Source organism: Mucilaginibacter sp. GW822-FHT03E02 (genome assembly GCF_058801545.1).
In genome coordinates, this window is record NZ_JBXANJ010000001.1 from 1,406,922 (window position 1) to 1,432,140 (window position 25,219).

At 41.4% G+C, this 25,219-nt stretch carries 19 protein-coding genes; 9 read left to right on the top strand and 10 right to left on the bottom strand.

All coding sequences use genetic code 11. The annotated features are described in order from the left end of the window. Positions 1–240: 240 nt before the first annotated feature. Genes AC1RM2_RS05660 through AC1RM2_RS05675 form a run of 4 tightly spaced genes read right to left on the bottom strand, consistent with a single transcriptional unit; the run spans position 241 to position 5,809 of the window. Entirely contained in the window at positions 241–3,198 is a 2,958-nt protein-coding gene (locus AC1RM2_RS05660; RefSeq protein WP_492984031.1) for a tetratricopeptide repeat protein, read from the bottom strand. A 15-nt stretch (positions 3,199–3,213) separates the two neighbouring features. Continuing rightward, a complete protein-coding gene (locus AC1RM2_RS05665; protein WP_492984032.1) occupies positions 3,214–4,032 on the bottom strand; it encodes a hypothetical protein in 819 nt (272 codons plus the stop codon). Positions 4,033–4,058: 26 nt separating this feature from the next. Then, positions 4,059–5,156: a hypothetical protein gene (locus AC1RM2_RS05670; RefSeq protein ID WP_492984033.1), complete on the bottom strand. Its 1,098-nt coding sequence runs from the start codon at positions 5,154–5,156 to the stop codon at positions 4,059–4,061. A 47-nt stretch (positions 5,157–5,203) separates the two neighbouring features. Beyond that, on the bottom strand, positions 5,204–5,809 hold the full coding sequence (locus tag AC1RM2_RS05675) for a hypothetical protein (RefSeq protein WP_492984034.1): 606 nt from the start codon (positions 5,807–5,809) through the stop codon (positions 5,204–5,206). 779 nt (positions 5,810–6,588) lie between these two features. Here AC1RM2_RS05675 and AC1RM2_RS05680 point away from each other — a divergent pair. Both AC1RM2_RS05680 and AC1RM2_RS05685 read left to right on the top strand, forming a co-directional pair. Beyond that, positions 6,589–8,841: a tetratricopeptide repeat protein gene (locus AC1RM2_RS05680; protein ID WP_492984035.1), complete on the top strand. Its 2,253-nt coding sequence runs from the start codon at positions 6,589–6,591 to the stop codon at positions 8,839–8,841. A 30-nt stretch (positions 8,842–8,871) separates the two neighbouring features. Next, complete coding sequence (locus AC1RM2_RS05685) at positions 8,872–10,446, top strand: C1 family peptidase (RefSeq protein ID WP_492984036.1); 1,575 nt, start codon at positions 8,872–8,874, stop codon at positions 10,444–10,446. A 303-nt stretch (positions 10,447–10,749) separates the two neighbouring features. On the opposite strand, the gene AC1RM2_RS05690 is transcribed toward AC1RM2_RS05685, so the two are convergent. Further along, positions 10,750–11,112, bottom strand: a complete 363-nt coding sequence (locus AC1RM2_RS05690) for a hypothetical protein (RefSeq protein ID WP_492984037.1) — start codon at positions 11,110–11,112, stop codon at positions 10,750–10,752. Positions 11,113–11,287: 175 nt separating this feature from the next. Here AC1RM2_RS05690 and AC1RM2_RS05695 point away from each other — a divergent pair, with 175 nt between their 5' ends. Both AC1RM2_RS05695 and AC1RM2_RS05700 read left to right on the top strand, forming a co-directional pair. Next, positions 11,288–11,485 carry a DUF2683 family protein gene (locus AC1RM2_RS05695; protein ID WP_492984038.1) on the top strand — a complete coding sequence of 66 codons (198 nt, stop codon included), beginning with the start codon at positions 11,288–11,290 and terminating at the stop codon, positions 11,483–11,485. A gap of 56 nt (positions 11,486–11,541) precedes the next feature. Further along, entirely contained in the window at positions 11,542–11,742 is a 201-nt protein-coding gene (locus AC1RM2_RS05700) for a Txe/YoeB family addiction module toxin (protein WP_492988234.1), read from the top strand. A gap of 49 nt (positions 11,743–11,791) precedes the next feature. On the opposite strand, the gene AC1RM2_RS05705 is transcribed toward AC1RM2_RS05700, so the two are convergent. Further along, positions 11,792–13,531: a serine hydrolase domain-containing protein gene (locus tag AC1RM2_RS05705; RefSeq protein ID WP_492984039.1), complete on the bottom strand. Its 1,740-nt coding sequence runs from the start codon at positions 13,529–13,531 to the stop codon at positions 11,792–11,794. A 57-nt stretch (positions 13,532–13,588) separates the two neighbouring features. Beyond that, a complete protein-coding gene (locus tag AC1RM2_RS05710; protein WP_492984040.1) occupies positions 13,589–14,401 on the bottom strand; it encodes a helix-turn-helix domain-containing protein in 813 nt (270 codons plus the stop codon). A gap of 175 nt (positions 14,402–14,576) precedes the next feature. On the opposite strand from AC1RM2_RS05710, the gene AC1RM2_RS05715 reads away from it, so the two are divergent. Then, positions 14,577–14,870 (top strand): hypothetical protein, encoded by a 294-nt coding sequence (locus AC1RM2_RS05715; RefSeq protein WP_492984041.1) that lies wholly within the window; start codon positions 14,577–14,579, stop codon positions 14,868–14,870. A 6-nt stretch (positions 14,871–14,876) separates the two neighbouring features. On the opposite strand, the gene AC1RM2_RS05720 is transcribed toward AC1RM2_RS05715, so the two are convergent. The 3 genes from AC1RM2_RS05720 to budA form a co-directional block, all read right to left on the bottom strand. Then, positions 14,877–16,118, bottom strand: coding sequence for a DUF3179 domain-containing (seleno)protein (locus AC1RM2_RS05720; RefSeq protein WP_492984042.1), 1,242 nt, complete (start codon positions 16,116–16,118; stop codon positions 14,877–14,879). Beyond that, a complete protein-coding gene (locus tag AC1RM2_RS05725) occupies positions 16,119–16,682 on the bottom strand; it encodes a carboxymuconolactone decarboxylase family protein (RefSeq protein WP_492984043.1) in 564 nt (187 codons plus the stop codon). It lies immediately after the preceding gene. A gap of 230 nt (positions 16,683–16,912) precedes the next feature. After that, positions 16,913–17,722, bottom strand: a complete 810-nt coding sequence (gene budA / locus AC1RM2_RS05730; RefSeq protein WP_492984044.1) for an acetolactate decarboxylase — start codon at positions 17,720–17,722, stop codon at positions 16,913–16,915. Positions 17,723–18,020: 298 nt separating this feature from the next. On the opposite strand from budA, the gene AC1RM2_RS05735 reads away from it, so the two are divergent. From AC1RM2_RS05735 to AC1RM2_RS05750, 4 genes are all read left to right on the top strand, one after another. Next, complete coding sequence (locus tag AC1RM2_RS05735; protein WP_492984045.1) at positions 18,021–18,731, top strand: DsbA family oxidoreductase; 711 nt, start codon at positions 18,021–18,023, stop codon at positions 18,729–18,731. Positions 18,732–18,958: 227 nt separating this feature from the next. Then, on the top strand, positions 18,959–19,585 hold the full coding sequence (locus tag AC1RM2_RS05740; RefSeq protein WP_492984046.1) for a hypothetical protein: 627 nt from the start codon (positions 18,959–18,961) through the stop codon (positions 19,583–19,585). Between the two features lie 225 nt (positions 19,586–19,810). After that, positions 19,811–20,968 (top strand): MFS transporter, encoded by a 1,158-nt coding sequence (locus tag AC1RM2_RS05745; RefSeq protein WP_492984047.1) that lies wholly within the window; start codon positions 19,811–19,813, stop codon positions 20,966–20,968. A 245-nt stretch (positions 20,969–21,213) separates the two neighbouring features. Further along, a complete protein-coding gene (locus AC1RM2_RS05750) occupies positions 21,214–24,888 on the top strand; it encodes an ABC transporter permease (protein WP_492984048.1) in 3,675 nt (1,224 codons plus the stop codon). Positions 24,889–25,219: the final 331 nt, after the last annotated feature.

The following is a 25,219-nucleotide window of genomic DNA, read 5'->3' on the forward strand; positions in this document are numbered from 1 at the left end:
AGGATGAATATATGTAAAATTTTTATTACCAAGCAATGTCCCGATATATAAAATACCTTGCCAATATTGCTCTTTTTGGAACTTTTATGTAGTTTATTGATAATTTACCCTATTTTTTGATCTTTTACTTTAAGGCATTACAATATTTTTCATGATTTAATTTAACTAATAATACATAAGGTTGCTTTTATGTGCCGACACTACCCCCTTAAACTAAATCAGCATGTTATCAAAAGGCCGTCAATCAGTATACTGCTTTTTTAGCTGGTTATATTTGGTTTTCACCGGCTTGGTTTTATACAAATCTGCCAGGAATGTATTTTCGGCCAGTTTAATATCATCCCGGGTTAGCTGCCTGGTGGCAAAGGCTTTTTCAAAATATTCCAATGCCTTGTCAAACTGGCTTTTTTTCGCAAAAGAGCAACCCATGCTGTATAACGCGCTGGCATCATTATTTTTTTGGGCTAATGCCTGGGTAAGATGCTTAATGGCAAGGCTATCCTGGTTGTTATATAATAATGCTAAACCATACTCAGCGTTAAATGAACTGTCGCTGCGTAAGGTGCCCCCTTTTTCGTAACTGGCAAAAGCTGTAGCGGCGTTTTCAAACGATTTATTCTTAAAGTAACTAAGGCCAAGCAGGTAAAACCTGTTCCTTACGGTTGATAAGGTATCAGCGGTTATAGCATCGTTATAATTGCTAATGGCCTGCTCATAATTTTTATTGGTTAAAGATGCATCACCGTTGGCGTAAAAGTATTTGTACTTAGGAGTTATTTTTATAGCGGCGTAGTAGTCTTTGTACGCCCTACTAAAATCGGCTTGCTGCACACGCACCAAACCGCGATAGTATAATGCTTCTGAATTAAATTCATTATAATTAAGCGATTGATCTAACGATATCAGCGCGTTATCATAATCTTTGGAGTTATACAATGCTTCGCCATAAAGTTCCTGAGCGGTTGAAAGGTTGAGGGTAATTTCCTTCGCAAGGTCACTTTTCGAGCCATTTTTAGCTGCCTCCAGGTTAACTTTCAGGATATTGATAGCCTGGCCAAAATCCTCAACGGCTTTAGCATATTTTTGCTGTATCTGGTACGTGTTACCTTGTTCAAGGTACGCACCGTAGTTATTTTTATCACTGCGGATGGCTTCATCGTAGCTCTTTATAGCCTTATCGTAATTGGTTATACGGTTATGAGCAAGCCCCATCTTAAAATGGGCGTCAGATAAGTCGTTATTACAGGCAATGGCGCGCCGGTTAAAATCAATTGATTCCAGGTATTGTGATTTTGCGCCGATATCTTTTTTGCCAAACTCCACGGCTCTTGTAAACCTTATCTCGGCCTTGCCATGAAGCGCCAGTGCATTGCATTTGCGTATTTTGAGCGCATTGTCATAAGCGGTATCGGCATTAGTAAAATCATGCTTTTGGCGTAAATCTTCGGCCGATAGGAAATATGCATTGCTGATGGAATCAACCTTTTGTTGCTGCGCCGGCTCAAATCCTAACTTTTCGGCTTCAATAAAATCGGCGCCGGCGCTGCTGTTGTTTTTTGTTGCCACATAATTTAAGCCCCTGATATAATAAGCCGCCTCATATTTGGGATTCAATTTAAGCGCGACATCAAGATCTTTTTGGGCATCTTCAGTTTTTCCGTACCGGTATAAAATCTCTCCCCTGTCAAAATAAAAAACAGCGTTTTTATCATTCAAAGCTATCGCTTTACCGTACTCATCAAGTGCACCGGCATAATTGCCAACTTTATCTTTCCAATGCCCTTTTGTATCAAAATAAATTGGTTTTTCGGGCGCGTCATCGGTAGCGCTCAAGGTTAACACATCGTAATCGGAAATGGCGCTGCTAAAATCATTTTTATATTTAATATAAAAGGCAGCGCGGGCAATGCGGGCATCCAGGTAATTTGGGAAATATTGTATCGCAAATGAGTAATTTTCCAAAGCCCTGTCTATCGCTCTGGTTTCATCGGGCTTTTTAGCAATCATAGCTTCATATGCCTTAGCCTTAATAAAAAATACCTCGGGGTATTCACTTTTATCTTTTTTGTGTTCCTTTAGTATTTTATCACATTCGTCAATAGCCTCATCTAATAACCCAGACCCAACTTTATTGCCCGGAGAAGCAATCAGGATAAGCATTTTATTGAGCGGCGCAGTTGCGGCAGTTATTTCGGCATTGGCTTCTGGTTTTAATGTGAGCGCCTTTTGGTAAAACCTTATGGCTTCATTGTATCTGCGTTCGTCTCTGGCTTTATCTCCTTTGTTTTTAAAGTTGTCGTAAGTGTACTCGGCAACCATGCGTTTGGTGTCCATTACTTTCTTATCAAGCGCCGGAACAAATGCCTTTAGGTTTTGAGCCTTTACATACATCTCCAAAGCATCTTTATAACGCTGATCGGCAAAATAGCCGTTGCCGGTGTTCACATATTCGTTAAAATTGGCTTGAATCGCTTTTTCCTGTTCTTCTTTGGCCGTACGGAACGAACTGCTTTCTTTAAATACGCTATCGGGTGGTACAACGGTTGCAGTAGCCGATGTGTCTGTATATATATCTGTATTATTTTCTGTAGATTCTATTGGCTTCGCCGGATCATAAAAGCTGATACCCATAACATAAGCCGACCATTTGCCATTGCCGCCGCTCACCATCCTGATAGTTGCAATGCGCGGCCTTGTTTTATAGGCGATGTTTTTAACCTTGTATTTGCCTTTAAACTCACCGTCAAACTTTACGTTAACAAATACAAAATCTTTTTTCTTGATGAACGACGGCACAAGGTTGTTATAATTAATAGTAGCATCTGTTGATTTATCGTATTGTAAATCAAGCGTAGTCATGTACTTATCAATGCTTATATCTTTGCTGTTGCCCAGCGAGGCTAAGGGGTCAATGTCATTCTCAACCGTAATGTCCTTATTGTAAAAAAGCTGATTTCGCGATGGCTTATAGCTGTCGCCCTCAATCTGAATCAGGTCGCTGGCTATGTTGTTAGGATCGTTAATAACATTCAGCAGGTCTGGTATCCGTTTCACAGTCTCTGTAGCCTGGTAACTAATTTCACGCGCATCCTTAAGTGTAAGCTTTTGGGCAAAACCAGCTGCCGAAAATAACAGCAAAAAAAGTATGCTGCCGGCGCTTTTTAGTTGTAAATTTTTGATAAGTAATTTTTTATCCATAACAGGGAGGGGATTTTAATTAGCGGATGTTTTTGTAAGTTTACTTATAAGCCATCCGGAGTTTCGGGTTTGCCGGTTATACTGTTGAATGTCAAACGCCCAGCCGTCAATTTGATTAAAGTGGTAGGTTATATTATTTACCCTGGTAATTTGCGCGTTGTTATTTATGTTTTCCTGTATAAAGCGCTGTGTTGCCGCATCAAGGTTTTGCACTTCGTCAAAATAGTTGGCTATGTTCTTTTTATCGGTGTTAACCTGGTAAATATCCATAAAATCGGTACCGTGGCTCATGGGGTTAAGTGAGGTAGTTTTATCTACTGCAGCAGGCATTGTAAACTCCGGCTGATTTACAGCACCGGCTGGAGCAACGGCGTTTAAAAATTTGGCGTTAACTGCCGTTATTATCCATTTATAGCCATTTGAGGGCAACCTTATGAGCTTTAAGCTTAATACTGCATTCTCACGCCTACCCTTCCAGTTAATATCGCAGTTGAGGCTGGCGTACCATTTGTCGCCATACATACTCAAAAACCTGGGATTTGCTTTATCATCAACGCTTTTTATAAAGCTTTTTACTTCGGTTTTGTCCCAATCTTTTTTTTCGGCATTAAAAAGGCTTAATATCAGCCTTTCGCGGCTTATGAGGTTGGCTTGGGTATTATCGCCAGTGTATTTTTTTAATAATGTGCTATCATTATTGTTAAAACGTTCAATAAACTCGTTAACCTGTTTTACCTGCCATACAAATATATTTTGATATTCGTTCTCATAATCCTGCGCCAACAGCGTTGTGCTGTTAAAAACCAGTAAAAAAGCAAACGCGTATTTTAACATAATAAGGTAATTATAAGGCTTAAAAGTCATGCTTTATGGGTTTGTACAACACCTATATCTTCAAGGAAAACGTCCCATGCTTTCTTAGTATCACCATCGGCGCCGGTTTTTAGGTACGATTTTAAAACCACGGTTACATTACGGCGGGTTACATCGCCATAAATTACTTTACCATCGCTAAACCCCCTGAATTTTTGTACAAATGTTATCACCGCATAATAATTGCCATCGGCGCCAAGGGTAAATTTTGATGCATAATTAATATTAGCGTATTCAATATCAACCTTATCATATTGGCCACTTAATTTTTGCAGCCGGTTAAGGTAGCTGCGGATCTTGTATTGTGGTTTGGTTAAAGCGTTTACGCTTGACACCTCAACTTTGGCATCTTCGTTCACAAATAAATCTACTGCAAGGCCGATGGTTTTGGTTGCTATTGTTGCAGATGTATTTACCGAGCATATTGTGGCCAGGTAATTTGATAATTCCTTGGTTTTATCGAGTGCTTTTTTATTAAACAATGCCATATCTACATCAATATCGCCGGCTGCTACAACTGCCGGTTTTGCTGAAACAGCAGGAGTTGGTACAGGCCCAGCTATAGCCGGTGCAAATAGTTGCGCTATTTTCGCTTTGGCATTGATAAGGTAAGGGGCCGCTTTGTCGGCAGGAACAAACAACTGGTGTGTACCATTTTTGCGGATCAAAAATATAAGCGACGCTTTCGGCGCTTTGATAGTTTTATAGTGGCGGGTGCCGGTAATGTCGTTATCTCCTTCGGCGGTAATATTCATATCAAGCGCTACGCCTTTATTATCAACCAAAACATCAAACGCACGGGGCTGTAACGTTTCGGCGATGAACTGGTCTTTGTTATCGGCAACGCTTCTTTTATCCGAAAACACCAGGTAGCTCCCGGCAGCATTAAATGCAAAAAGGGATTTGGAGATGCTTTTTGAATGATCGGGCCCGGCTACATTTTCGGGATCTTTAAACTTTATTTTTTCGGCCTGTATATCTACAATTTTGGCAGGGGTGGCTTCGCCGCTGACCGTGTACAGGATATCCTGTGCCGACGCCTTTGAAACAAAAAACAACAAAATTATAAGGTAAAAAACTCTCATTTCGGGTATAGTGATTAGGGGTATATTAGGTTTGCTATTACGGACGCTTAAAGTACATCAAGTGGCGGGGCTATATACTTGTTTTTCCAGTTTTGCAATATGGTTAACATGCTATTGTTTTTTTGCGCGGTTTCCATGTCAACTTTCGGCGGCAGTTTTACAACCGCCGATGCAGGCTTTTGGCCGGCTATGTTAAAACTTTTCCTGGTTCCATCGGCGTATTTAACAAACTGAATATTTTTTGTTGCCATTTTCTCCGGATCTGTAGCACCGGGCAGGGTATATGTTATAGCTCCGCTTGCCTCGTCGGCTGTAATAACCTTGGCATATATCTGCTTTCCTGCGGTTGTTAATATAGCATCGGTGTTAAAAGGTTCTTCGTAATTATCCTTAGTATACCTTATGATGCTTATTTCTTTTTTCAAAATCAGTTTGGGCTTGCCTGCAAGATCGGTAGCTTCGTTGTATGCCACCGAGTCATCGCCAATTTCTTGCACCTTACAGGAAATTGCACCCCCCTTTACAGTATAAATAACAGCCTGTGCATTTGCAACGCGCGAACAGCAAAATAATGAAATAATTAACACCGCCTTAATCAATATCGGGAATGCAAGCTGGCGATTAGTGAAAAGTTTTTGTAAAGGTTTAATCATATAATTAACTATTAGGAAATCACTTTGGCATTAGGTATCATAAATATAATAATTAAATGCGCAATGAAAAATTATCAGCTCATTATTATCAATTATTGTACTAAAAATCAGCTTTTTACATAAAAAGAAAGGTAAATTTAACTTGTAAATTATTTAATAAACTCAAAACAAACACCAAGATGTTTCTTCAGAAAATAATAAATAATATATAACCTTAGTAGTTTCGATATACAATGCCGCGGTCAGCTTTCCTATGATATCTTCCCAATTACAGCAAAAAAAAATTTAACCCTTGATTTAATATCGCCTAAAATAATCAATGGTATATTATAAACAAATACCCATTTCATGGTATTCATTTACAATGTTTAATGCTTAAATTTGATGGGGTTGGCGGACGTGTTCCTTGCGATTTAAGTTGACGATCCAAATTTAAAATTGAGGATTTTTTTTGAAGCTGATTCAATTCAATGGGAAGTTTTGCCTGCTTTTTTTTAAATATTGCAGCACAGATAAAAACTAAAATATTTGTAGTTATATTTAAAATATAAACGCAGCAAATTATTTAGGTTGTGCATAAGGATTGAGGCTAATAATTTAGAATACGTTGCCTGCTTTACTTTTAAATTCACTATATCGATAAATTACTACTAAACACCTAAGCTTTAAATAATTATGAGCCATACCTCAGCTTGTTTTTTACAAACCATACACCCGATCGACTTAAGCAGGAGTTAAATCGCATGTTATATTTTAATATATTGTAATTATTGTTATTTATGAAGAAACTTTTACTCGCGTTTGTTTTACTAATTTCAGCTTTTACCCTAAATGCCCAGCAAACTGCCGAAAGTTATTTAAAGAGCGCTATAGACAAACAAAGCTCAGGAGATAATGAGGGAGCAATTGCCGATTGTAACAAGGCATTGACTTTTGGGCAAAATATTGCTGATATAACCAATGTCAGAGCCTTATCGTCATTTAACCTGGGGCAATACGAACAGGCAATTGAAGATTTTAACCGTACCATTCGCGTTTATCCTACCAATGCGCTGGCTTTTAACTACAGGGGCACATGCCGGTACATACTTGGCAAAACAGACAAAATGGATAAACAACAGCGGCAGGTGCTTGAGGCTATAAAAGATTTTTCCGCTGCCATTCGTATTTCGCCCAAATATGCATCGGCTTATGCCAACCGGGGCAATGCAAAGGTGTGCGTACATTTATATAATGAGGCAATAAATGATTTTTCGGAGGCGATTGCTATCGATCCTGCCAACGCTACCTATTATAACAACCGTGCCTTTGCGCGCACGGTGATGGGTAAAAACGTTGAGGCAATAAATGATTGCAATACGGCGCTTCGTTTAGACCCTAAACTTGCCGCAGGCGCTTACCGTAATCGCGGTAATGCCGAAATAAAACTGGGAAAATATGAAGCAGCGATAGAAGATTGCAGTAAAGCAATTGGCCTCGACCTGCAAAACCCCAAAGCCTACAATTACAGGGGATACGCCTATTATATGCTGGGTAAATATGAACTGGCTATAAAAGATGATGATACCAGCACCGATTATAAAGAGGACGATAGCAACCCCTACTGGCAATACCGCGACGATGCCGAAGCTAAATTGAATAAACAAGGGGGCGCAGTTGCCATTGCATCAAAAGTAACGGCAATGGTACCGGTTACTAAATTTACAGTCAACTCATCTTCAAGCAGTTCACAACCAACTACCCAGGCTACGACACCTCCGGCAACACCTTCGCCGATAAAACCTGTTCCTGTAACCGAAACAGCGGCAACGAATGTGCCTGCTAATCCTGCAACCATAAAACAGGCAGAAACAGTCCAGCCACAACAACCGCCCGTGGTAAACCAAAGTACAATTGCACCGCCGGAAAACAATGCAAATAACACTTTTGTAAACTTCCAGTGGATTAAACCGGTTGACGACGTCAGCAGCCTGCCCAATGGTGTTTTAAAACCTTTTGACAGCAATGAAATACAGATTAAAATAAAGGTAAATTCCAACGTGCCGCTTGATGCAAAGGAGTTTCACCTGTATATGAACAATGCCGACGTAAGTAACGGCAATAAAATGACAACCGCCAGCATTGAGGATTTAAAGCGCAAGGCAAATACTTATCAATACACCTATATAACCACCGTTAAGGTAGGGCTTGATACAAGCGTTATTAGGCTTGCATACAAAAATTACGCACCAAGCGATGACCTGACTGTTGTTTACCGTCCGCAGGATATAAGTCTCCACATACTGGCCATAGGTACCGAAGGGCAAAGCTTAAAATATCCCGAAAAGGATGCGACCGATTTTGCAAATATATTCAGCGAGCAAAAAGGCGCCGGCAAATTATTTCATGATGTAAGTGCGAAAGTTTTGATAGGCGATGATGCCAAAGCTATAAATATGGCCAACGAAATTGGAATGTGGGCCGGCAAGCAATATAATGAACGGGATGTGCTTATGTTGTTTATCTCATCTCACGGATTAATTGAAAATGGGCACCTGGTAATTACCGGGTCGGACTATAAGGCCACCAATAGCAGGCAAACAACTATCGATTTTAAAAGCCAGGTGGTTGACCAGTTGGAGGCACTGAATTGTAAGAAATTTATTTTTATTGATGCCTGCAACAGTGGTGCCGGGCTGGGCGATGGCGGCAAGGCTGCCTTGCAAGACGTAACCGGCGAAATTAATAAGATGGCAACATCAGGCAACGGCATTACCATCATCAGCTCGAGCAGTAGCACCGAAAAAAGCTGGGAAGATGAAAGCTGGGGAAATGGCGCCTTTACCAGGGCAATAAAAGATGGCCTGCAGGATATGAAGGCCGACAAAGACGGCAATGGCTTTGTTACAATGAATGAATTATTTGAGTATGTAAAAATCCGGGTGGCCGACCTGATAAGCCAGGCCGGCAAGAAAGACGAAAACGGCAATCCCGTTACGCAAACTCCTAAAATGGTAAATCCCCGGGGCGATGTCAGCATCTACATAAAATAGCCGGACTTGTCACCGTTAAAAGCACTTAAAATGAATAAGCAACCTGCACTTTTACTCGTATTCATCATATTAAACCTGGGTTGCTGTATCGGAGCGATGGCCCAGTCAAAAACATTGGCGCTTAACGCGCGCGCCTTGCATCATGGCTTTACTCAGCCGAACATGCAATACTCTGGTTTAAAATCGCAGCAGGACACCTTGTTTAAAAATGGCCGGCAGTTTGGTTTGATATTGGATGATACCTTATATGACAGCGCGCCGCGGTTGGCCGTTGGCAGTAAATCGCCGGTTACAGCCCCGCAATTTTCGCTTAAAAATTACACACCCTATCCTGGTAACCAGGGGCAGTGTAACTCCTGTGTGTGCTGGGCGGCCAGTTATGGTGCGCTTACCACCTCGTGGGCTTACAAAAACAATATAACCGACAGGGCAAAAATCACAAACGATGCCAAATCGCCTATGTTTGTTTATGTGCAGATAGCCAATAGCTGCGAGCGCGGGTCAAGGCTGAACGATGCATTAACCGTACTCAAAAAACAGGGAGCTTGTTCCATAAACGATTTTAACCCGCAAACTTATTACACATCTGATAATCATTTGGGCGATATTGAACCTTTAAAACCGGTGGCTTTACCATACCGCATTAAAGATTTTGCCACGGTATTTCCCCTCAATTCCGATTCGGCTAAAAAGGTTGATGAAACCCGTTATAGCATTGCAAACCATCAACCTGTTGTCGCCGGTTTTCAGCTGTATTCCAGCTTTTACGATGTAAATTCAACTAATTTCCTATGGTCGCCCAACCCCGCTGCCGAGCAAAAGCTGGCGTCGCATGCTATGTGCATAGTAGGCTACAACGATTACCTGAAAACCTTCGAGGTGATGAACAGCTGGGGCATAGGCTGGGGCAATGGTGGTTACTTTAACATCAGCTATAAGGATTTTGTCAGGCTTGCCAATTACGGCTACCAGGTAACGCTTGATGATCGGCCCACTCCCGATGCCGCGGTGAAAGTTGGCGGCGATTTTGCGATAGAACGCTTCCAATCATGGGATGATAAAAAGGATAAGCCTGTATTTGATGCGGTGAGTCCAAAGCTCGAGAATAACGAATATACACTGCATGCCGAATTTAGCAAAGGCGATTATTTACGACTTTTTGCAAAAAACGTGAGTTCTAACTGTTATATCTATGTATTCAGTATCGATCCTAATGGCAAGGGCGAGGTATTATACCCCTTCAGTAAAAATGAAGCTTTTAGCGCGGCACATGGCCTGAGTGGCAATGTAACCGAGGTGCCACGTATTTACGATAACGCCGTGTTGGAGATACCAGGCAACAATAAGGTTATTACCACAGATGTTAGCGGGCTTGATAATATGGTGATTTTATACAGCTACAACCAGATAGAAAACATCAGTGATATTGTTACCCAGGTAAAAGAAAGCGCCAAACCAGTCATGATGGATAAACTTAAAGAAGTGCTTGGTAATCGCCTGATGCCCATCGGCAGCCTGCAATATCAGCCCGGAAAAATGAGTGTTACAGGTACTTCAAAAAGTGGCGATATCATCCCCATAGTTTTAAAAGTTAATGTAAACTAAAATATTTCCACTACCTTGTTGCTTATGGAGGCTGCCTCAAAAGGGCAGTCTTTTTTTTGTGCGGAGAAGAACGGTTGAGAATTGTAAATCCCTTACAGAACTGTTATTTAAAATTGCAGAGCCGTCAACGGACGTTAGATCTGCTTCATTTACAGCTTTAAGCCGGCTAAGCTTCACACATCGAAAATTTAATATGTCATGTGTAACTTGTTTCAGCACGTCACAGCTAACCAATATAATGGCGAACTTGTTTATAGAGGTGCCGAAACAAGCTTCGACATGAGTTTTTTTATCAAAAAGTTTTTATTTCTTTTCTTCAGCCCTTTTTAATACGGCGTGATTTTTTGAGCCGTTAATTTCCAGGTCGATAGCAGTTGAATCGCCGTAGAATTTGCCGGTATGAGCAATATCCATTCCGCTGGTAGCTATGCTGAATGAAAACGTGGTACCATCTGTTTTACCGTTGGTTAAAGGCACATCACCTTCGGGTGTTAAAGCCGTTCCTGTTAATTTATCCCCTTCAACTTTAAAATTGTAAAGCAATGGATACTCGGTACCGCCAATGTCAATTTTTCCGGCCCATTTTCCGTTAAGGTCGGCAATGGCTGCAAGGCACACCATAAAGCAGCCAACCAATAATGCTGTAGTAAAAAACTTTCTTTTCATAATTTAATTTTGTTGATATCTAAGATAAGATGTTTTTTAAACACTTAAGTTACCAAATTATTATAAAAAAAATTCTGTGTCAACGTTTTAACTCAATGCATCCGGTGACAACAAGGTACCGACGTAATTTGGCTTTAACTTTGATATTATGTAAATTTGATTATAAAAATAAATTATGGAAACGATGGTTATGTTACCCGAAAATAAAGAGCAGCTAAGTGCCATAAAAGCTTTTGCCAAGGCTATAAATGTAAAATTTAAAACAGAGAAAAATCATTATGGCCCTAAAGCTGTAGCCAAAGTGCGCCAGGGAGAAGAAGATTATAAAAAAGGGAAAGGCGTTAAAATAGAGATTGAAGATCTGTGGAAATAGTTTACATGGTTCAAGCTGTTGAAGACTTGAAATATTGGAAAAAATCATGAAATAAAATTGTACAGAAAAAAATTCAGCAATTATTAATTTCAATTCAGAAAACGCCATTCGAAGGGATTGGGAAACCCGAAGCGTTAAAACACGAACTTTCTGGCAAATGGTCGAGACGAATTAATGAAGAACATCGTATCGTTTATGACGTAATCGACGATGAGATTAGGATATTCTTTTTAAAGGGACATTATAAAAAAGGATAAACACTATAGTTTTAAAATCAATGCTGCCTATCCCTTCTTATATGACAGCCTACTTGGCCATTACCGCCTTCAAAATATAATTTTCCATGATCTTTTCAGGTTGCCATACCCTTCGGTTCCTGAAATTACCAGATGTAATAACTACTACCATTTGGTATTGCGGCACAATAAAAATGTACTGGCCACCCGCCCCGCGGGCTTCAATAGTGTTGATAGTTTGGCCGTTTACGTTATAGTGGTAATGCCACCATAAAAACCCATATTCGTTTTTCTCATTATGATTTTCAAGCACCAGGTATTTTTTAAATGATGCATCAACCCAGTTTTTGCTGATGATCTGTTTGCTTTGCCATTTACCACCATCAGCATACAACAGGCCGAATTTCAATAGGTCGCGCGGGCGCAGCAGCATGCCGCCTCCAAAATAAGGGCGGTGCAAAGGATCGTCAAAAACAATATAGTTGGAGATACCTAAGGGCTCAAAAAGATTTTGGTCGATAAAAAAATCGAGCGGTTGTTTTACAACAGTATCTACTATGACACCTAATAGATATGGATTAGCCGAACTGTAATTGGCATGCGTCCCCGGATAATTGATCATTGGTGCCTCTGCTACCGTTTTAAGCCAGTCGGCCGAGTTTTGGTATTCATCTTCAGATGCCACAGATTTACGATCAATCCCGAAATCTATCGCATCAAGGCCCGAGCTCATGGTAAGCAGGCTGCCAATACTGATGGCTTGTTTCCTGGCATCGCCATCGGCGGCGTGTTTGTACTTTGCGGGTAAAAATCCAAACAGTTTTTGAGCCGTGTCTTTCAGCAGGCCTCTGTCCATGGCAATGCCCACAATTGCCGACGAGATACTTTTTGAGGCCGAACGAAGGTCATGCACCGTTGCTTCATCGTAGCCGTTAAAATATTGCTCATAAACCAGCTTACCGTTGTGGCTAATGAGCACACTATGTGTATTTGTAATTTTATTGGCGTTAATGCTATCTGCCATCAACTTTAAATAACGTACATCAAAACCGGCAGCTTTTAAACTATTTACAGGTAAGCCATCGTGCATATCGGCCGGCACTTTACCATTAAACGGCATTTTGGGGTTTCCGCCCGTTAAATCCCAATCATTAACCGAGCGGTGCAATGAAACCGCAGCAATAGGCAAGCCGGCTATGGAAACCTGTAAGTTTATTGCATCCTTTAAAGTTCTGCCATTAAACTTTAACCCGGTGCGATAATCTCCGAAATGAATATTATCACCTGTAAGCCTTAGCCCGCCACTGGCGAAACCCGAAAAACGAGGATCGCCCAAGAAAATATAAGCTTCGTATTTGGTTGAATCGGTATTCTCCACATCAATATAAAATTGAGGTTTCAGGTTGGGCACAAAAAGAATATTCCACCGGCCGGTATAAATATTGCCCGGTTGCTGTTTCAATACCAGGTGATAGCTCCACTGAACAGAACGGATAAAGAGCCGAATTTGCCCCTCCCCGATAATGCCTTTAACAGCAAGATTGCTATCTATTTTGATATCAAACCTATTGGCCGATAAGCCAAATTTCCTTTGAATTGATTTCCCGGCAGATAACAATTGAAAGGTATACGCATTAGCACTCAACTTTTTTACCGATACATTAATGCTGAAATTCTCCGGATGATTTAGTAAACCCTCCCAATGGCCTTCGTATGGTTTCATCCCGGCCTGGGCCATGCAGCCACAACTGATTAGCAACAGAAATAACAATGTGGGTAACCTATTTTTTAAATACGTGCTTAATAACATGATATATATTTTATACCACAATAGTAATGGCAATAATGCCGGCAAAATAGCACATTGTTAACGTGCGGTAATTATTTTTCGGTATTGCAATGGCGTAACCCCTACCGCCTGCTTAAAACTCCGGATAAAATGGCTCTGATCGGCAAAACCGCATTCATAACCAACCTGGGTAAGTGAAACATCTGCTTTGGTTAACAACCCGGCCGCCTGTTCTATTCGTAGTTTTTTAAGGTAATCGCCAACAGTGGTATTAAAATATTTTGGGAAACAGCGCGATAAATGTACCGGGTGCACCTGTGCTATGGATGCCAGTGTATCCCAGGATAAAGCGGATATATCACTACTGTTTAAAACCTCTTTTATTTTTTTAACCCAGGTTGGCTGCCTCGCTGTCTCCCGGCATTTTTCATTGGCTAACAAGCCCAGGACTTTAAAAAGCGATTCACGGATTGAAAGCAGTTCGACACCAGCCGTGTATTTGGTTTCCATGTACATGCTGCGGAACAGCAGTTTCAAAACCGGGTTGTCCAGTTTCAGGCTGCCTTCCATCCGGCTTAAAGGCAATTGGTACTTGTCAAAAAAGTCCTGCTCCAATTCGATATGAAAACCACGGGTATAGCCGGGATGCTTGGTATTGCAATGCGCATCCTGCCAGTTATGGAATAACAGAGTTCCGGCGTTGCATTCATAACTTTCTTTTTTGTTGGTTTCCTGCATGTTACCGGTAAGCAAAAAAGTAAAGTACGGGTTTTCATGGGTATGCCAGTCAACCTTATCATATGTATACTCGGTATCAGTAACGATAAGGTTATCCAAATGAATAGCCTTATTCTGGATTCCGAAATATTTTCCCTTTTCAAGCTGAAGCATACGCTTTATAGACGGCTGGCAGGGGGAATTGTTACGAGGGGAAGAATTATTGAATTATAATCTATTGCAGCCTCATTTTCAAATCTTCAAATTCTCAAATTTTTAAATGACTCTCATCTGCACATCTGAAATCTAAAATCTGCACATCTACATTATTTGTTTATTTTTACCGCCGATGAAAAAAGTGGAAGTATTAAAGCTGATTGACCTGATTGAGGAGATTAAGAAACTGGACGAATTGATTACCCAAAGCCGCAAAACGAAGACTTCTGACTTTGTGCTGAACCAGTATGAGGCTAAAAAAATAAAAATGATTGGTTCTATCATCAATGAACTGGCCAACCCTCCTATCCAGTCGATGGAAAGCTACCTGCTTATCCAAAAAATCCTGAACAAATATTACCCGAACATTGATAACGGCGACCTGCTAAACGACGGCGATGTAGCAAAAATTATTGCTGTTATTTAGGTTAAGCTAAAAACCAAAAATAACTGCCAAAGGCTCCTCGCGTTCACCTTCTTTCCAGAATATGGTTTTGGGGTGAAAATGTTTCCACGAATGCCAATACTCCTGGTAGGCCTGCACCTTGGTAAGTCGTTGCCCCGTTTGTGCCCCTGAGGTACATAAACCATCCCAATCCCAAACAGAGGCTGTTTCCTTATCGGTAAGCTGATCATTCTTATCCAGGTCGAAATGGAGTGTTTTACCATTGAGGACGGCATTCCATACGTGATAGCTCAGGCTATCCTTCTCGATGCCAATCAGCAGCGAATTATTATTAAGTTCATCGTTCAGAATCCGCTTGTGAAACATGTGCCGCCAGTCGTAAGCCTTGGCTTGCCCGTTGATGATTACCCCTATAACCCAGCTTTTACGGATCAGCGAATCCTTGTTTTTCAGCGTGCTATCTTTATCTATGTACTGCACGCGATCATAATTCTTAAGGTCGGCATAATCAGGAGCATACAACTTATCGGGCTGCATAATAAGCGATGTGGGATGCTTTTGCAGCCAGGCTCCCAGGGTTAATTGCTCATAAGGCAACTCCTGTAAATGCTGGCCTTTTAGTTTACCAACCGCGGCGTTGCCGGTAGCCTGGTACCACCAGGTTTTGGTACTTTCGTCTTCAATAATGGCGTTATAATGCCTTGCCCCTACCAACCTGAAATTTTGACGTATGCCATTTACAATTGGGTTATAAACCCTGCCCGTGCGGCACATGGTACAATAGGTAACCAGAACAGGCTGCTGGCCCACATTATCTTGTACTTTATGATGATAGCCCAAATAAATAACCGGGTAAGCTTTGGCAACACCATTATTTACCACTCCCACAACCAAATAATTTAAAGGCACCTTGTTTGATAATCCGTTAGCAAATTTAGCAGCCTCGGTTTCTTTAAACATGGTTTCGGCTTTGTACATATAATCGGTAATGTAAAAGCTGCCCAGGCAAAGCAACAATATCACGGCTTTAACTATTTTGCCTTTCTGCGTGTTTTTTGAGTAAAACTTAAACAGGTACCAAATAATAAAAATTGCCCCTATCAAGCGTAACGGGTTTACTATTTTTTCAAGGTAATAACATACCGTAATAGCATTCAAATCCTGGCTGCCGGGAAAAGGCATCAGCAGGTAGGCATGTACCAGGCCCGGTACCACCAACAAAATAATCCCAATCCAAAATATTCCTGGTCTGTGTATATATTTCTTCATTTAATCTGCATTTAAGGCGGCGTACCTGTTTGCCGATGGCAGGTACCCATTTGTTTTCAAGATACCCGCAAGGCGATTATAAAAAGCAGGTTCGGTTGGTGTTACGCTGGCCAATCCATCTACATAACGGTTATATAAGCTAAAAAGAGCGGCAATTAACACAGTATCGTGTAACTCCAGGTCGGTAGCGCCGGCCTGTTTGGCCTTTGCAACCAATTCGGGGGTTACATTTTTGCCGTTTACCTGTGTTTGGCGCGCAATTTCAAGCAGATGTTTCATTTTTTCAGTCACCGGGGCGTTGTCGGGGTCGTTTTTTACCTTTTCGGCAGTTGCGGTTTCGCCCAACAAAACGTTAGCAGCTGCGGTATGGGCATTGGTGCAAAAGCGGCATTGGTTACCATTGCTTACAACGGTGGCAATTAATTCGCGCTCGCCTTCCGTCAGGGTCGATTCTCCCCGCAACAGGATTTGGGTAAGCTGCCTTATAGGCAAAGCCGTATCCTGCCTATAATTAAGCAAACCGGTAATTCCGGGCAGGTTTTTGTCTAACGGGATATAGGGCATACCAGTTTTATGTGTTTCCGGCGTTGTAGCCAGCCAATAAATTTAAATACAAGGTTTTATAATCGACCCTAATTTATCTAAAAAATTAAATAAACAACAATCTATTGTAAATTATTATTGAGGGGCGGGGTTCGTGTAGCGTGGTTCGGGGTAAGTTGAAAAGAACAAATTGAATTTCGACCCTTCGACCCGAACCTCGTTCCTCGAACCTCGCCACCCCAACGCTTAATTTACTGCTTCTTACCGTTTTCCACACTCTTTATCTCTTCCTTGCGGTCTTTTTTAAAATCGAAGTTATTAAAATCGGCAGTTTGGGGCAAATCCATGGTGTAGCTGGTGAGGGTATCAACTTCTATGGTAATATCCGTCACTTCCAGGTCAATCAGGTGGCCGCCGGCTGTTTTATCCATCGACAGAAAATGAAAGTGATACCCGCTGATATGCGCCCCCTCCATATACGCCGGAATACGGAAGCCCACAAGGTCGCCTTGCACGTTGGTATGTTCAAAAAAACGCTGCCTGTTTAGCATGGCGGCAAGCGGCAGGTAAGGCTTTTCAACCGGCGGGAAAGCGCGTGTTTTAACAAGCTTAAATTTACCGTTGATATGAATGGCATAAATACCGTTTTGATTGGTAAGCAAGCTATCCAACAGGGCATAAAGCGTTGTTTTATTTAAGTTGCCCGTATGTTTAAATGTTTTTTTTGCTTTAAAAAAGCAAACTATCGCATAAGGCAGTTTACCGGTATCGGTTACCAGGGTTGTTTTACCGGTTGATCTTGTCTGATAAATCTTTCCATCCAGCATCAGCAGCTCGCCATCAAGGTGGCCGGGGGCGCCGAGGCCAAAATCGCCATGTTTTTTTAGTTGTTTGTAGGGATACCAGTTATCATACAGGCCGCCTATAAAGCCTGAGGCAAAACCGGCGCTGAACAGGTTATCGCCGGTACCGCCAGGTTTTGTTTTTTGCTGGGCGATAGAATTGTTACAGCATAAAATAAGCGCCGATAATAAACAGGTAATAGTATAGCGTTTTTGCATTTCTGTTGTTGTTGTTTTAGGGTATACAAAACAATTGTTTTACTGGTATCTATCCAACTAATTGAACATAATTAAGTTTGATTGCTTTTTGTGCAGCCACATTTTTTTGTCTGAACCAGGATTAACCAGATTCTTCAGATTTTTTGGATTTGATTAGTTCACCACCTGCAAATCAAATTCAAAAAATCTGACGAATCCTGGTTCAGACCAATGTGGCCGAATACTTAAATTTTACTTTGCCCTTACGGTGATGCTAAACGCTTAGTTTAAATTTGTATAGCAAATAATTTAAAATACCATGATGAAAGTAGAGATCTGGAGCGACGTAATGTGCCCGTTTTGTTATATAGGCAAACGCCGGTTTGAAGAAGCTTTGGAACAATTTGAACATAAAAACCAGGTTGAGATTGAATGGAAAAGCTTTCAGCTTAACCCGGATATGAAAACCGACCCCAATATTAACATTAGCCAATACCTGGCCGATGCAAAAGGATGGACGCTTGAATACGCCCAACAAATGAACAACCACGTAACCCAGATGGCGGCCGAAGTTGGCCTCACCTATGATTTCGACCGGTCGGTTGTTGCCAATAGTTTTAAAGCGCATCGTTTTAGCCACCTGGCCAAAAAGCATGCCTTGGGCGACGAGGCGGAAGAAGCATTGTTTAAAGCTTACTTTACCGACGGTTTAAATATTGATGATACCGATACCCTTGTAAACCTGGGCACCAGCATTGGCCTTGAAGCGGCCGAAATAAAACAAGTGCTGGAAAGTGACACTTATGCCGACGATGTAAAGCACGACATTGCCGAAGCACAGCAACTGGGTATCAGGGGCGTTCCGTTTTTTGTGATGAATAACAAATATGGCGTGTCAGGCGCGCAGGCGGTTCCGGTTTTCCAGGAGACTATAGAAAAATCGTTTGCAGAGTGGCAGCAGGAAAACAGCAACCCAGCGCTAACTATTATCGAAGGTGAATCGTGCGGACCTGATGGCGACTGCGCTTAATTACTGATTAATAGCTGTAAATCCAACATATTGTTTTTTTACGACAATATTTCATTTGATATAAATTTCAGAATGTACAGGTTAAATAAATTTCGTTATTCGACCTGTATCTTTTTTAACCCCGCCTTATACAATTAACCAGAAAAATAGTTTTAAACATTTTTAAATAAGGCGAAACAATATTATATTTAAAGCAGTAAAACGAATTGAAAATCAATGATGTGTGTATGCGAAAAATATACTATAATTTATTTACCGGCTTATTTTTAATTACTACTGTTAGCAGCTGCAGGCTTAGCGGCGATGTTATACCGGCTAATGCTGTTAAAATAGACACCACCGGAACGGGTACGGGTACGGGTACGGGTACTGGAACAGGAACTGGAACAGGTACTGGAACAGGTACTGGAACAGGTACTGGAACGGGTACTGGCAGTAGTGGAGATGTGGCTATTGGTCCGGTTGGTACAATTTCTTACCAGGTAGATAGTAGTGCTGTGGTTACCTATTCTGCACATACATCGTTTGTTGTTTTTTCTCCCGGCGAACCCGGCGTAAGTCTTTTATATCCAAACGGGGCTACGCAAATTTCGATGTTAAACCCAAGTGATGTAAATACTCTTTTTATGATGGTATTTACGGGTATTACACCGGGCACGTATGATATTTTTTCAGTAACTATTACTACTCCAACCTTGCAGCTGTCGGCCTCGGCAAACGGTAAAGTGAAAGCTACCATTTTAAGTCATTCATCTAATATAAAAGGAACCGTACAAGGTACATTTAGCGGCGACGAGATGGACGCATCATTTAATACCCATCATGTTAAAGGGTCGTTTAACTTAAAGCAATAACCTTACCCAAACCAATGTCATATTTGCAAGGCAGTTGTTTAAAAGCAACTGCTTTTTTTATTTTCAAAAAAAGGTTAAAGTAAAAAACGATTTAGCATTTTTATTTTCAAAAAAAACAAGCCAAAGTAAAAAACGATTTAGCATTTTCATTGTGTCAATAAAACACCTATATTTGCATTAACATAACTAAGTGTAAAAAATACACTTAGTTCAATACAGATAGTAATGATAGATGCTCCCGCCCTACCGGTTTTAAATAACAAAAGAACACTGCGCATTGCGGTGGGCGCTATGTTTTTTATGGCCGGGCTAAGCTTTGCAAGCTGGGCGTCGCGTATTCCGACGATCAAACAAAGCTTAGGCCTTTCGGAGGCCGCCTGGGGTGCTGTGCTTGTGTCGTTGCCAATTGGCCTAATGTGTTCATTGCCATTTTCCGGATGGATTATAACCAAAATTGGAAGCAGGCGTTTATTGATAAGTTCATTATTGGTATATGGGAGCTCCCTGGTGACTTTAGGCCTGGCAAAAAATCCATTTCAGCTTATTGCCTGCCTGGTATTTTTCGGTTTTAGCAGTAACGCCGTAAACATATCTGTAAACACTCAGGCTGTAGCTACCGAAGAACTATACCAAAGACCAATCTTAGCATCGTTTCATGGCTTGTGGAGCTTGGCTGGCTTTGCCGGCGGTGTAGTGGGCGCGTTTATGATAGCTATCAATGTTGCACCGTTCTACCACTTTTTATTAATGCTTTTAGTTATAGCTTTAAGTGTTTTTATTTCTGCCCGCTATTTAAAAGATGATAAAGTGGCCAGTGCGGGGCCAGCCTTTGTAATGCCTGATAAATCGCTCATCAAACTGGGTATCATCGCGTTTTGTTCGATGATTTGCGAGGGTGCCATGTTTGATTGGAGTTCTATATATTTTCAAAATGTAGTGGTTGCTCCGGCAAAATTAGTAGGCCTTGGCTTTACAGCGTTTATGTTTACGATGGCCGCCGGTCGTTTTGTCGCCGATTGGTTTGCACATAAATTTGGTTTAAAACGCACTTTACAATTAAGCGGTTCACTAACTGCGACAGGCCTGACTATAGCGGTAATTTTCCCCAATCTTTATACAGCCATGTTTGGCTTTTTACTGGTGGGTGCCGGTGTATCGTCTGTTGTTCCAATGGTATACAGCGCCGCAGGTAAATCAAAAACCATGCAGCCCGGCGTTGCTTTGGCAGCGGTATCCACTATCGGCTTTCTTGGTTTTTTGGTTGGCCCTCCGGTTATCGGATTTATTGCAGGCATCGCAACATTGCGGGCGTCGTTTGTGCTTATTGCGCTCATGGGGCTTTCGGTAGTTTTGGTATCAACCAAAGCTAAACTCGATTCGTAGTGCGGGGCACTAAGTTACTGTGCAAAGGTTAGCATGTAACAAAACACGTCAAGGGTCTTCATTATTTTCATCCCTATCTTCAAAAACAATCCGCAAATCGGTATATTTCCAGACGGGTCACCACAATCCAAAACCGGACGTCTCAATGTCCGGTTTTGCTACAGCACATATATTGCATTTTATATAACTTTTATATTATCAATAAGTTATAAGTTTGGAACAGCGATTGTGTTTAAATACTTCATTTGAATCCATACACATTCCATATCAGCTTGTTCGACCTGGTTTTCCTGGGAGCCATTTTTATTGGGCTAACTTTTAGCCTGCAGTTATGGTTTGCCAAAGGAGTGAACCGGGCTGCAAACCGGTTTATTGGCCTGGCCACGGCAACTGTCGTTTTGTGGATGGCCTGGGTATTGGGCATTGACATCAGGCCGGATAGCTTTTTTCCCGGCTGGAACTGGCTGCCGCTGCAATTTTCCATGTCACTCGGCCCCCTCATCTATTTTTATGTGCTTAAAATAACCCGGCCGGAATATCTATTCCGATGGAAGAATCTGCTGCATTTTAGCCCATGGTTGTTGCAACTGGCCGTTTGGGTATTGGAGATCATGGAGAGCATCAGGACGGGAGGCGCCACTTATGATACACTGATCTTTCGGCAACTGAGCCCGGTATTGGACCTGTCCGCGTTTATATCTGTCACCGTATACTTATACCTCTCTTTCAGGCTGATTGAACGTTTTTACCAGCAGCTGGAATTTAATACGGTGAACGATCGTTACCGGTACCAGCTGCGGTGGCTGCATCGATTACTCACCATTTTTGGCCTGTTATGGCTATTGTGGGTGCCTTATATCGCTATAGATTATTTTTATTATCATCATCAGTTAGGTATACATGCCTATTATCCTCTGTATTCCTTATTAGCGGTAATGACCATCTGGCTGTCGGCAGTCGCTTTTTTCAGGCAGGAAACAAGTGTACCGGCCGAGTCGCCCGCGTTGTTCAGCGCACCGCTTCCTGCCGAAATGAAGCAAAGGGGTACCTGGCTAAAAAAAGCCGTGCAAGCAGGCCTGTATTACCAGGACCCTGATCTAAGCCTAACTTCGCTGGCCGAAAAGCTTGAGCTGAGCCCTCATGAGTTATCGCGCATCATCAATACAGCACTCAAGAAAAGCTTCAACGATTTCGTTGGTGAGTATCGCGTTGCAGCTGTTGTTCAAAAAATGCAAAACCCGGCTTATGATCATATTACGCTGCTGGGTATTGCTTTTGAATCGGGCTTCAATTCTAAAACTACTTTTAACCGCACCTTTAAACAAATAACCGGGAAAAGCCCGGCTGAATATAAAAATCATCAAAAAAAAGAAGGCCCATCTTATAGTTTGGGGCGTTCGCCCCGCTTTGCGAAGGTAATTTCGTTCCAGGAAACCACACCTACGTGGTCTACTCACAAATTAAATCGCAATTATATGTTCAAAAATTATTTTAAAATAGCCTGGCGCAATCTTACGCGCAATAAAAGCTACGCGGCTATTAATATTATTGGCATGGCTGTTGGCATTGCCGTTTGTATGATGATTTTTATCATTATACAATACCATACAAGCTTCGATGCTTTTCACTCCAAAAAAGATCGCATCTACCGTGTGCTAACCGAATATCATCACCAGGACGCAGGAAATATATCCTATGGAAAAGACCTACCGTTTCCACTACCACTGGGATTGAAGACTGCTTTTACCCAGGTAGAACAGGTAGCGCCAATTTTTGCAAGCCAAAATGATCAGTTATTGATACCTGATAATAACGGAACTACGGTAAAAGTATTTAAAGAGGAACGGGGGCTATTTTATACACAGCCTTCTTTCTTTAAAATATTTGATTTTCCGCTGCTTGCAGGTTCTTATGAATCGTTAAAAGATCCGAACAACGTATTGCTCACAAAAGAGACCGCCGAAAAATATTTTGGCGACTGGAAAACGGCAATAGGCAAATCCATTAAACTGCAAATGGGCGGCTTTATGTTTGAGCACGGCACCGATGTATTAAAAGTTTCGGGCATCCTGGCAACAATTCCTGCAAATTCCGACTTTCAGCTAAAACTTGTGGTTAGTTTTGGAACAGGGTTTACCGGAGATTATTTGGCCAAATCAACCGACTGGGACAGAACGGTAGCCGATTTTGGTTGCTATATTTTATTACCGCCGAATGTTGCTGCCGGTAATTTCAACCAGCAGCTGAGCGCATATTCAAAAAAGGTTAAATCAACCGTTAACAAGGATATTCAAATGATACAGCCTTTAAACGCTGTACATTATGATACCCAGGTAGCTAATTACAGCAATAAATCAATCAGTCGTCAGCTGCTAAATGTGCTGTGGCTTATTGCGGCGTTCATTTTGTCAATTGCCTGCGTAAATTTCATCAACCTTTCTACCGCGCAAGCTGTTAACCGGGCAAAGGAGATTGGTGTACGAAAAGTTTTGGGAAGCAGTAAATCCCAACTACAAATTCAGTTCATCGTCGAAACATTTTTGATAGTTGCTGGCGCTGTAATACTTGCAGCAGTTATTACATTTTTTGCAGTTTCTGCTGTAAGCCGGCTTTTGGAGCTTTCGCTTTCGTTCAATATATTCGGCAATCCTGCAATCATTTTATTTCTTTTCGCAATAACCATTGTTGTGACCGCGCTTGCAGGTTTTTACCCGGCTGTTGTTTTATCACGTTTTAGTCCGGTTAATGCTTTAAAGAGTAAACTTTCAACCAATAGCGCAGACGGAATTTCGTTACGGAGAGGATTGGTGGTATTTCAATTCATTATTGCACAGGCACTCATCATCGGCACAATCATTATAGTAAGGCAAATGAACTATTTTATGGATCAACCCTTAGGTTTTGATAAAGATGCCGTTGTAAATATTCCATTCCGTGTAGATAGTCTTCGCATCAGCAGGTATGATTTTTTGAGAAACCAGTTATTAGCGATAAACGGCGTACAGGCGGTGAGTTACAGTTCAAATACGCCTATTGAAAATAATAACGATACCTGGAGTACTATAAAGTTTAACCATTCAATTAAAGAATCGGACTTTAAGGCTATCACCAAATTTGCAGACGAAGGGTATATTCCGGTGTATAAGTTACAATTAATAGCGGGAAGAAATTTGCAGCCTTCCATGACTACGAGAGAATTCCTGGTGAATGAATCAGTTGTGAAAAGCTTAGGGCTTAAAAAACCCGAGGATATATTGAATAAAGAAATCAGCATTTGGGATGGTGTTATCAAGTGTCCGGTTGTTGGTGTGTTAAAAGATTTTAACGACAGGTCTTTTCGGCATGGCCTTGCCCCATTGCTTATTGCCACAAATGGCACCATGTATAACCAGGTAGGCATAAAACTTAAAACAACAAATATCTTTTCGACGATGCAATCTGTTAAACAAATATTTGAGAAGTCAATTCCCGATTTTGTTTATGAATACAAGTTTTTGGATGATAAAATTGCAGGTTTTTATAAACAGGAAAACCAGTTAGCCGCTTTGTACAAAATTTTTGCCGCCATTGCCATATTCCTTAGCTGTTTGGGATTGTATGGTTTAGCCTCATTTATGACAGTGCAGCGCATAAAAGAAGTTGGCATCCGTAAAATACTTGGTGCTACCTCGGGCAGTATCGTTTATTTGTTTTCGAAAGAATTTGTCATACTCATTACAATTGCCTTTGCTGTTGCTGCACCCATAGCATGGTATTACATGCACCAATGGCTGCAGGCTTATGCCTACCGTATTGATATAAGCTGGTGGTTATTTGCAATAGGCGGCCTGGCGGCCATAATTATTGCGCTTTTAACCATTAGTTTCCAGGCTGTAAAAGCGGCAAAAGCAAACCCGGTGAAGAGTTTAAGGAGCGAGTAATTTATTCAGTTGCTTGTAATGACATGCTTGTAAGTTATTGATTATCAATATCAGATGTCCGCCATTGCGAGGCACGACGCAATCCCCGACATGCTAAGTCCCAAATAGTTCGGGATTGCTTCGTACCTTATAATGACATGATTGTAAGCTGTTGATTATCAGAGTTTTTTTTAATGTAGAGACGCAATACTTTGCGTCTCCCCCAGGACATTCAAAATTTACAGGCCCAATTTGCATGCGGGATTTGCATGCGGGAGACGCAAAATGTTGCGTCTCTACAAAAGCCCCGTTTACAATTATGTCATCACTGTTTTTTCAAGCATAGGCTGGT

What these genes read in the sequence shown, in the direction of transcription:
- AC1RM2_RS05725 (WP_492984043.1), bottom strand. Translation starts at nt 16,682, where the DNA reads ATGCCCTATATCCCGTTAGACAAAAACCTGCCCGGAATTACCGGTTTG.
- AC1RM2_RS05670 (WP_492984033.1), bottom strand. Translation starts at nt 5,156, where the DNA reads ATGAGAGTTTTTTACCTTATAATTTTGTTGTTTTTTGTTTCAAAGGCG.
- AC1RM2_RS05665 (WP_492984032.1), bottom strand. Translation starts at nt 4,032, where the DNA reads ATGTTAAAATACGCGTTTGCTTTTTTACTGGTTTTTAACAGCACAACG.
- AC1RM2_RS05660 (WP_492984031.1), bottom strand. Translation starts at nt 3,198, where the DNA reads ATGGATAAAAAATTACTTATCAAAAATTTACAACTAAAAAGCGCCGGC.
- AC1RM2_RS05705 (WP_492984039.1), bottom strand. Translation starts at nt 13,531, where the DNA reads ATGTTATTAAGCACGTATTTAAAAAATAGGTTACCCACATTGTTATTT.
- AC1RM2_RS05745 (WP_492984047.1), top strand. Translation starts at nt 19,811, where the DNA reads ATGATAGATGCTCCCGCCCTACCGGTTTTAAATAACAAAAGAACACTG.
- AC1RM2_RS05735 (WP_492984045.1), top strand. Translation starts at nt 18,021, where the DNA reads ATGATGAAAGTAGAGATCTGGAGCGACGTAATGTGCCCGTTTTGTTAT.
- budA (WP_492984044.1), bottom strand. Translation starts at nt 17,722, where the DNA reads ATGCAAAAACGCTATACTATTACCTGTTTATTATCGGCGCTTATTTTA.
- AC1RM2_RS05690 (WP_492984037.1), bottom strand. Translation starts at nt 11,112, where the DNA reads ATGAAAAGAAAGTTTTTTACTACAGCATTATTGGTTGGCTGCTTTATG.
- AC1RM2_RS05715 (WP_492984041.1), top strand. Translation starts at nt 14,577, where the DNA reads ATGAAAAAAGTGGAAGTATTAAAGCTGATTGACCTGATTGAGGAGATT.
- AC1RM2_RS05695 (WP_492984038.1), top strand. Translation starts at nt 11,288, where the DNA reads ATGGAAACGATGGTTATGTTACCCGAAAATAAAGAGCAGCTAAGTGCC.
- AC1RM2_RS05680 (WP_492984035.1), top strand. Translation starts at nt 6,589, where the DNA reads ATGAAGAAACTTTTACTCGCGTTTGTTTTACTAATTTCAGCTTTTACC.
- AC1RM2_RS05710 (WP_492984040.1), bottom strand. Translation starts at nt 14,401, where the DNA reads ATGCTTCAGCTTGAAAAGGGAAAATATTTCGGAATCCAGAATAAGGCT.
- AC1RM2_RS05740 (WP_492984046.1), top strand. Translation starts at nt 18,959, where the DNA reads ATGCGAAAAATATACTATAATTTATTTACCGGCTTATTTTTAATTACT.
- AC1RM2_RS05685 (WP_492984036.1), top strand. Translation starts at nt 8,872, where the DNA reads ATGAATAAGCAACCTGCACTTTTACTCGTATTCATCATATTAAACCTG.
- AC1RM2_RS05675 (WP_492984034.1), bottom strand. Translation starts at nt 5,809, where the DNA reads ATGATTAAACCTTTACAAAAACTTTTCACTAATCGCCAGCTTGCATTC.
- AC1RM2_RS05720 (WP_492984042.1), bottom strand. Translation starts at nt 16,118, where the DNA reads ATGAAGAAATATATACACAGACCAGGAATATTTTGGATTGGGATTATT.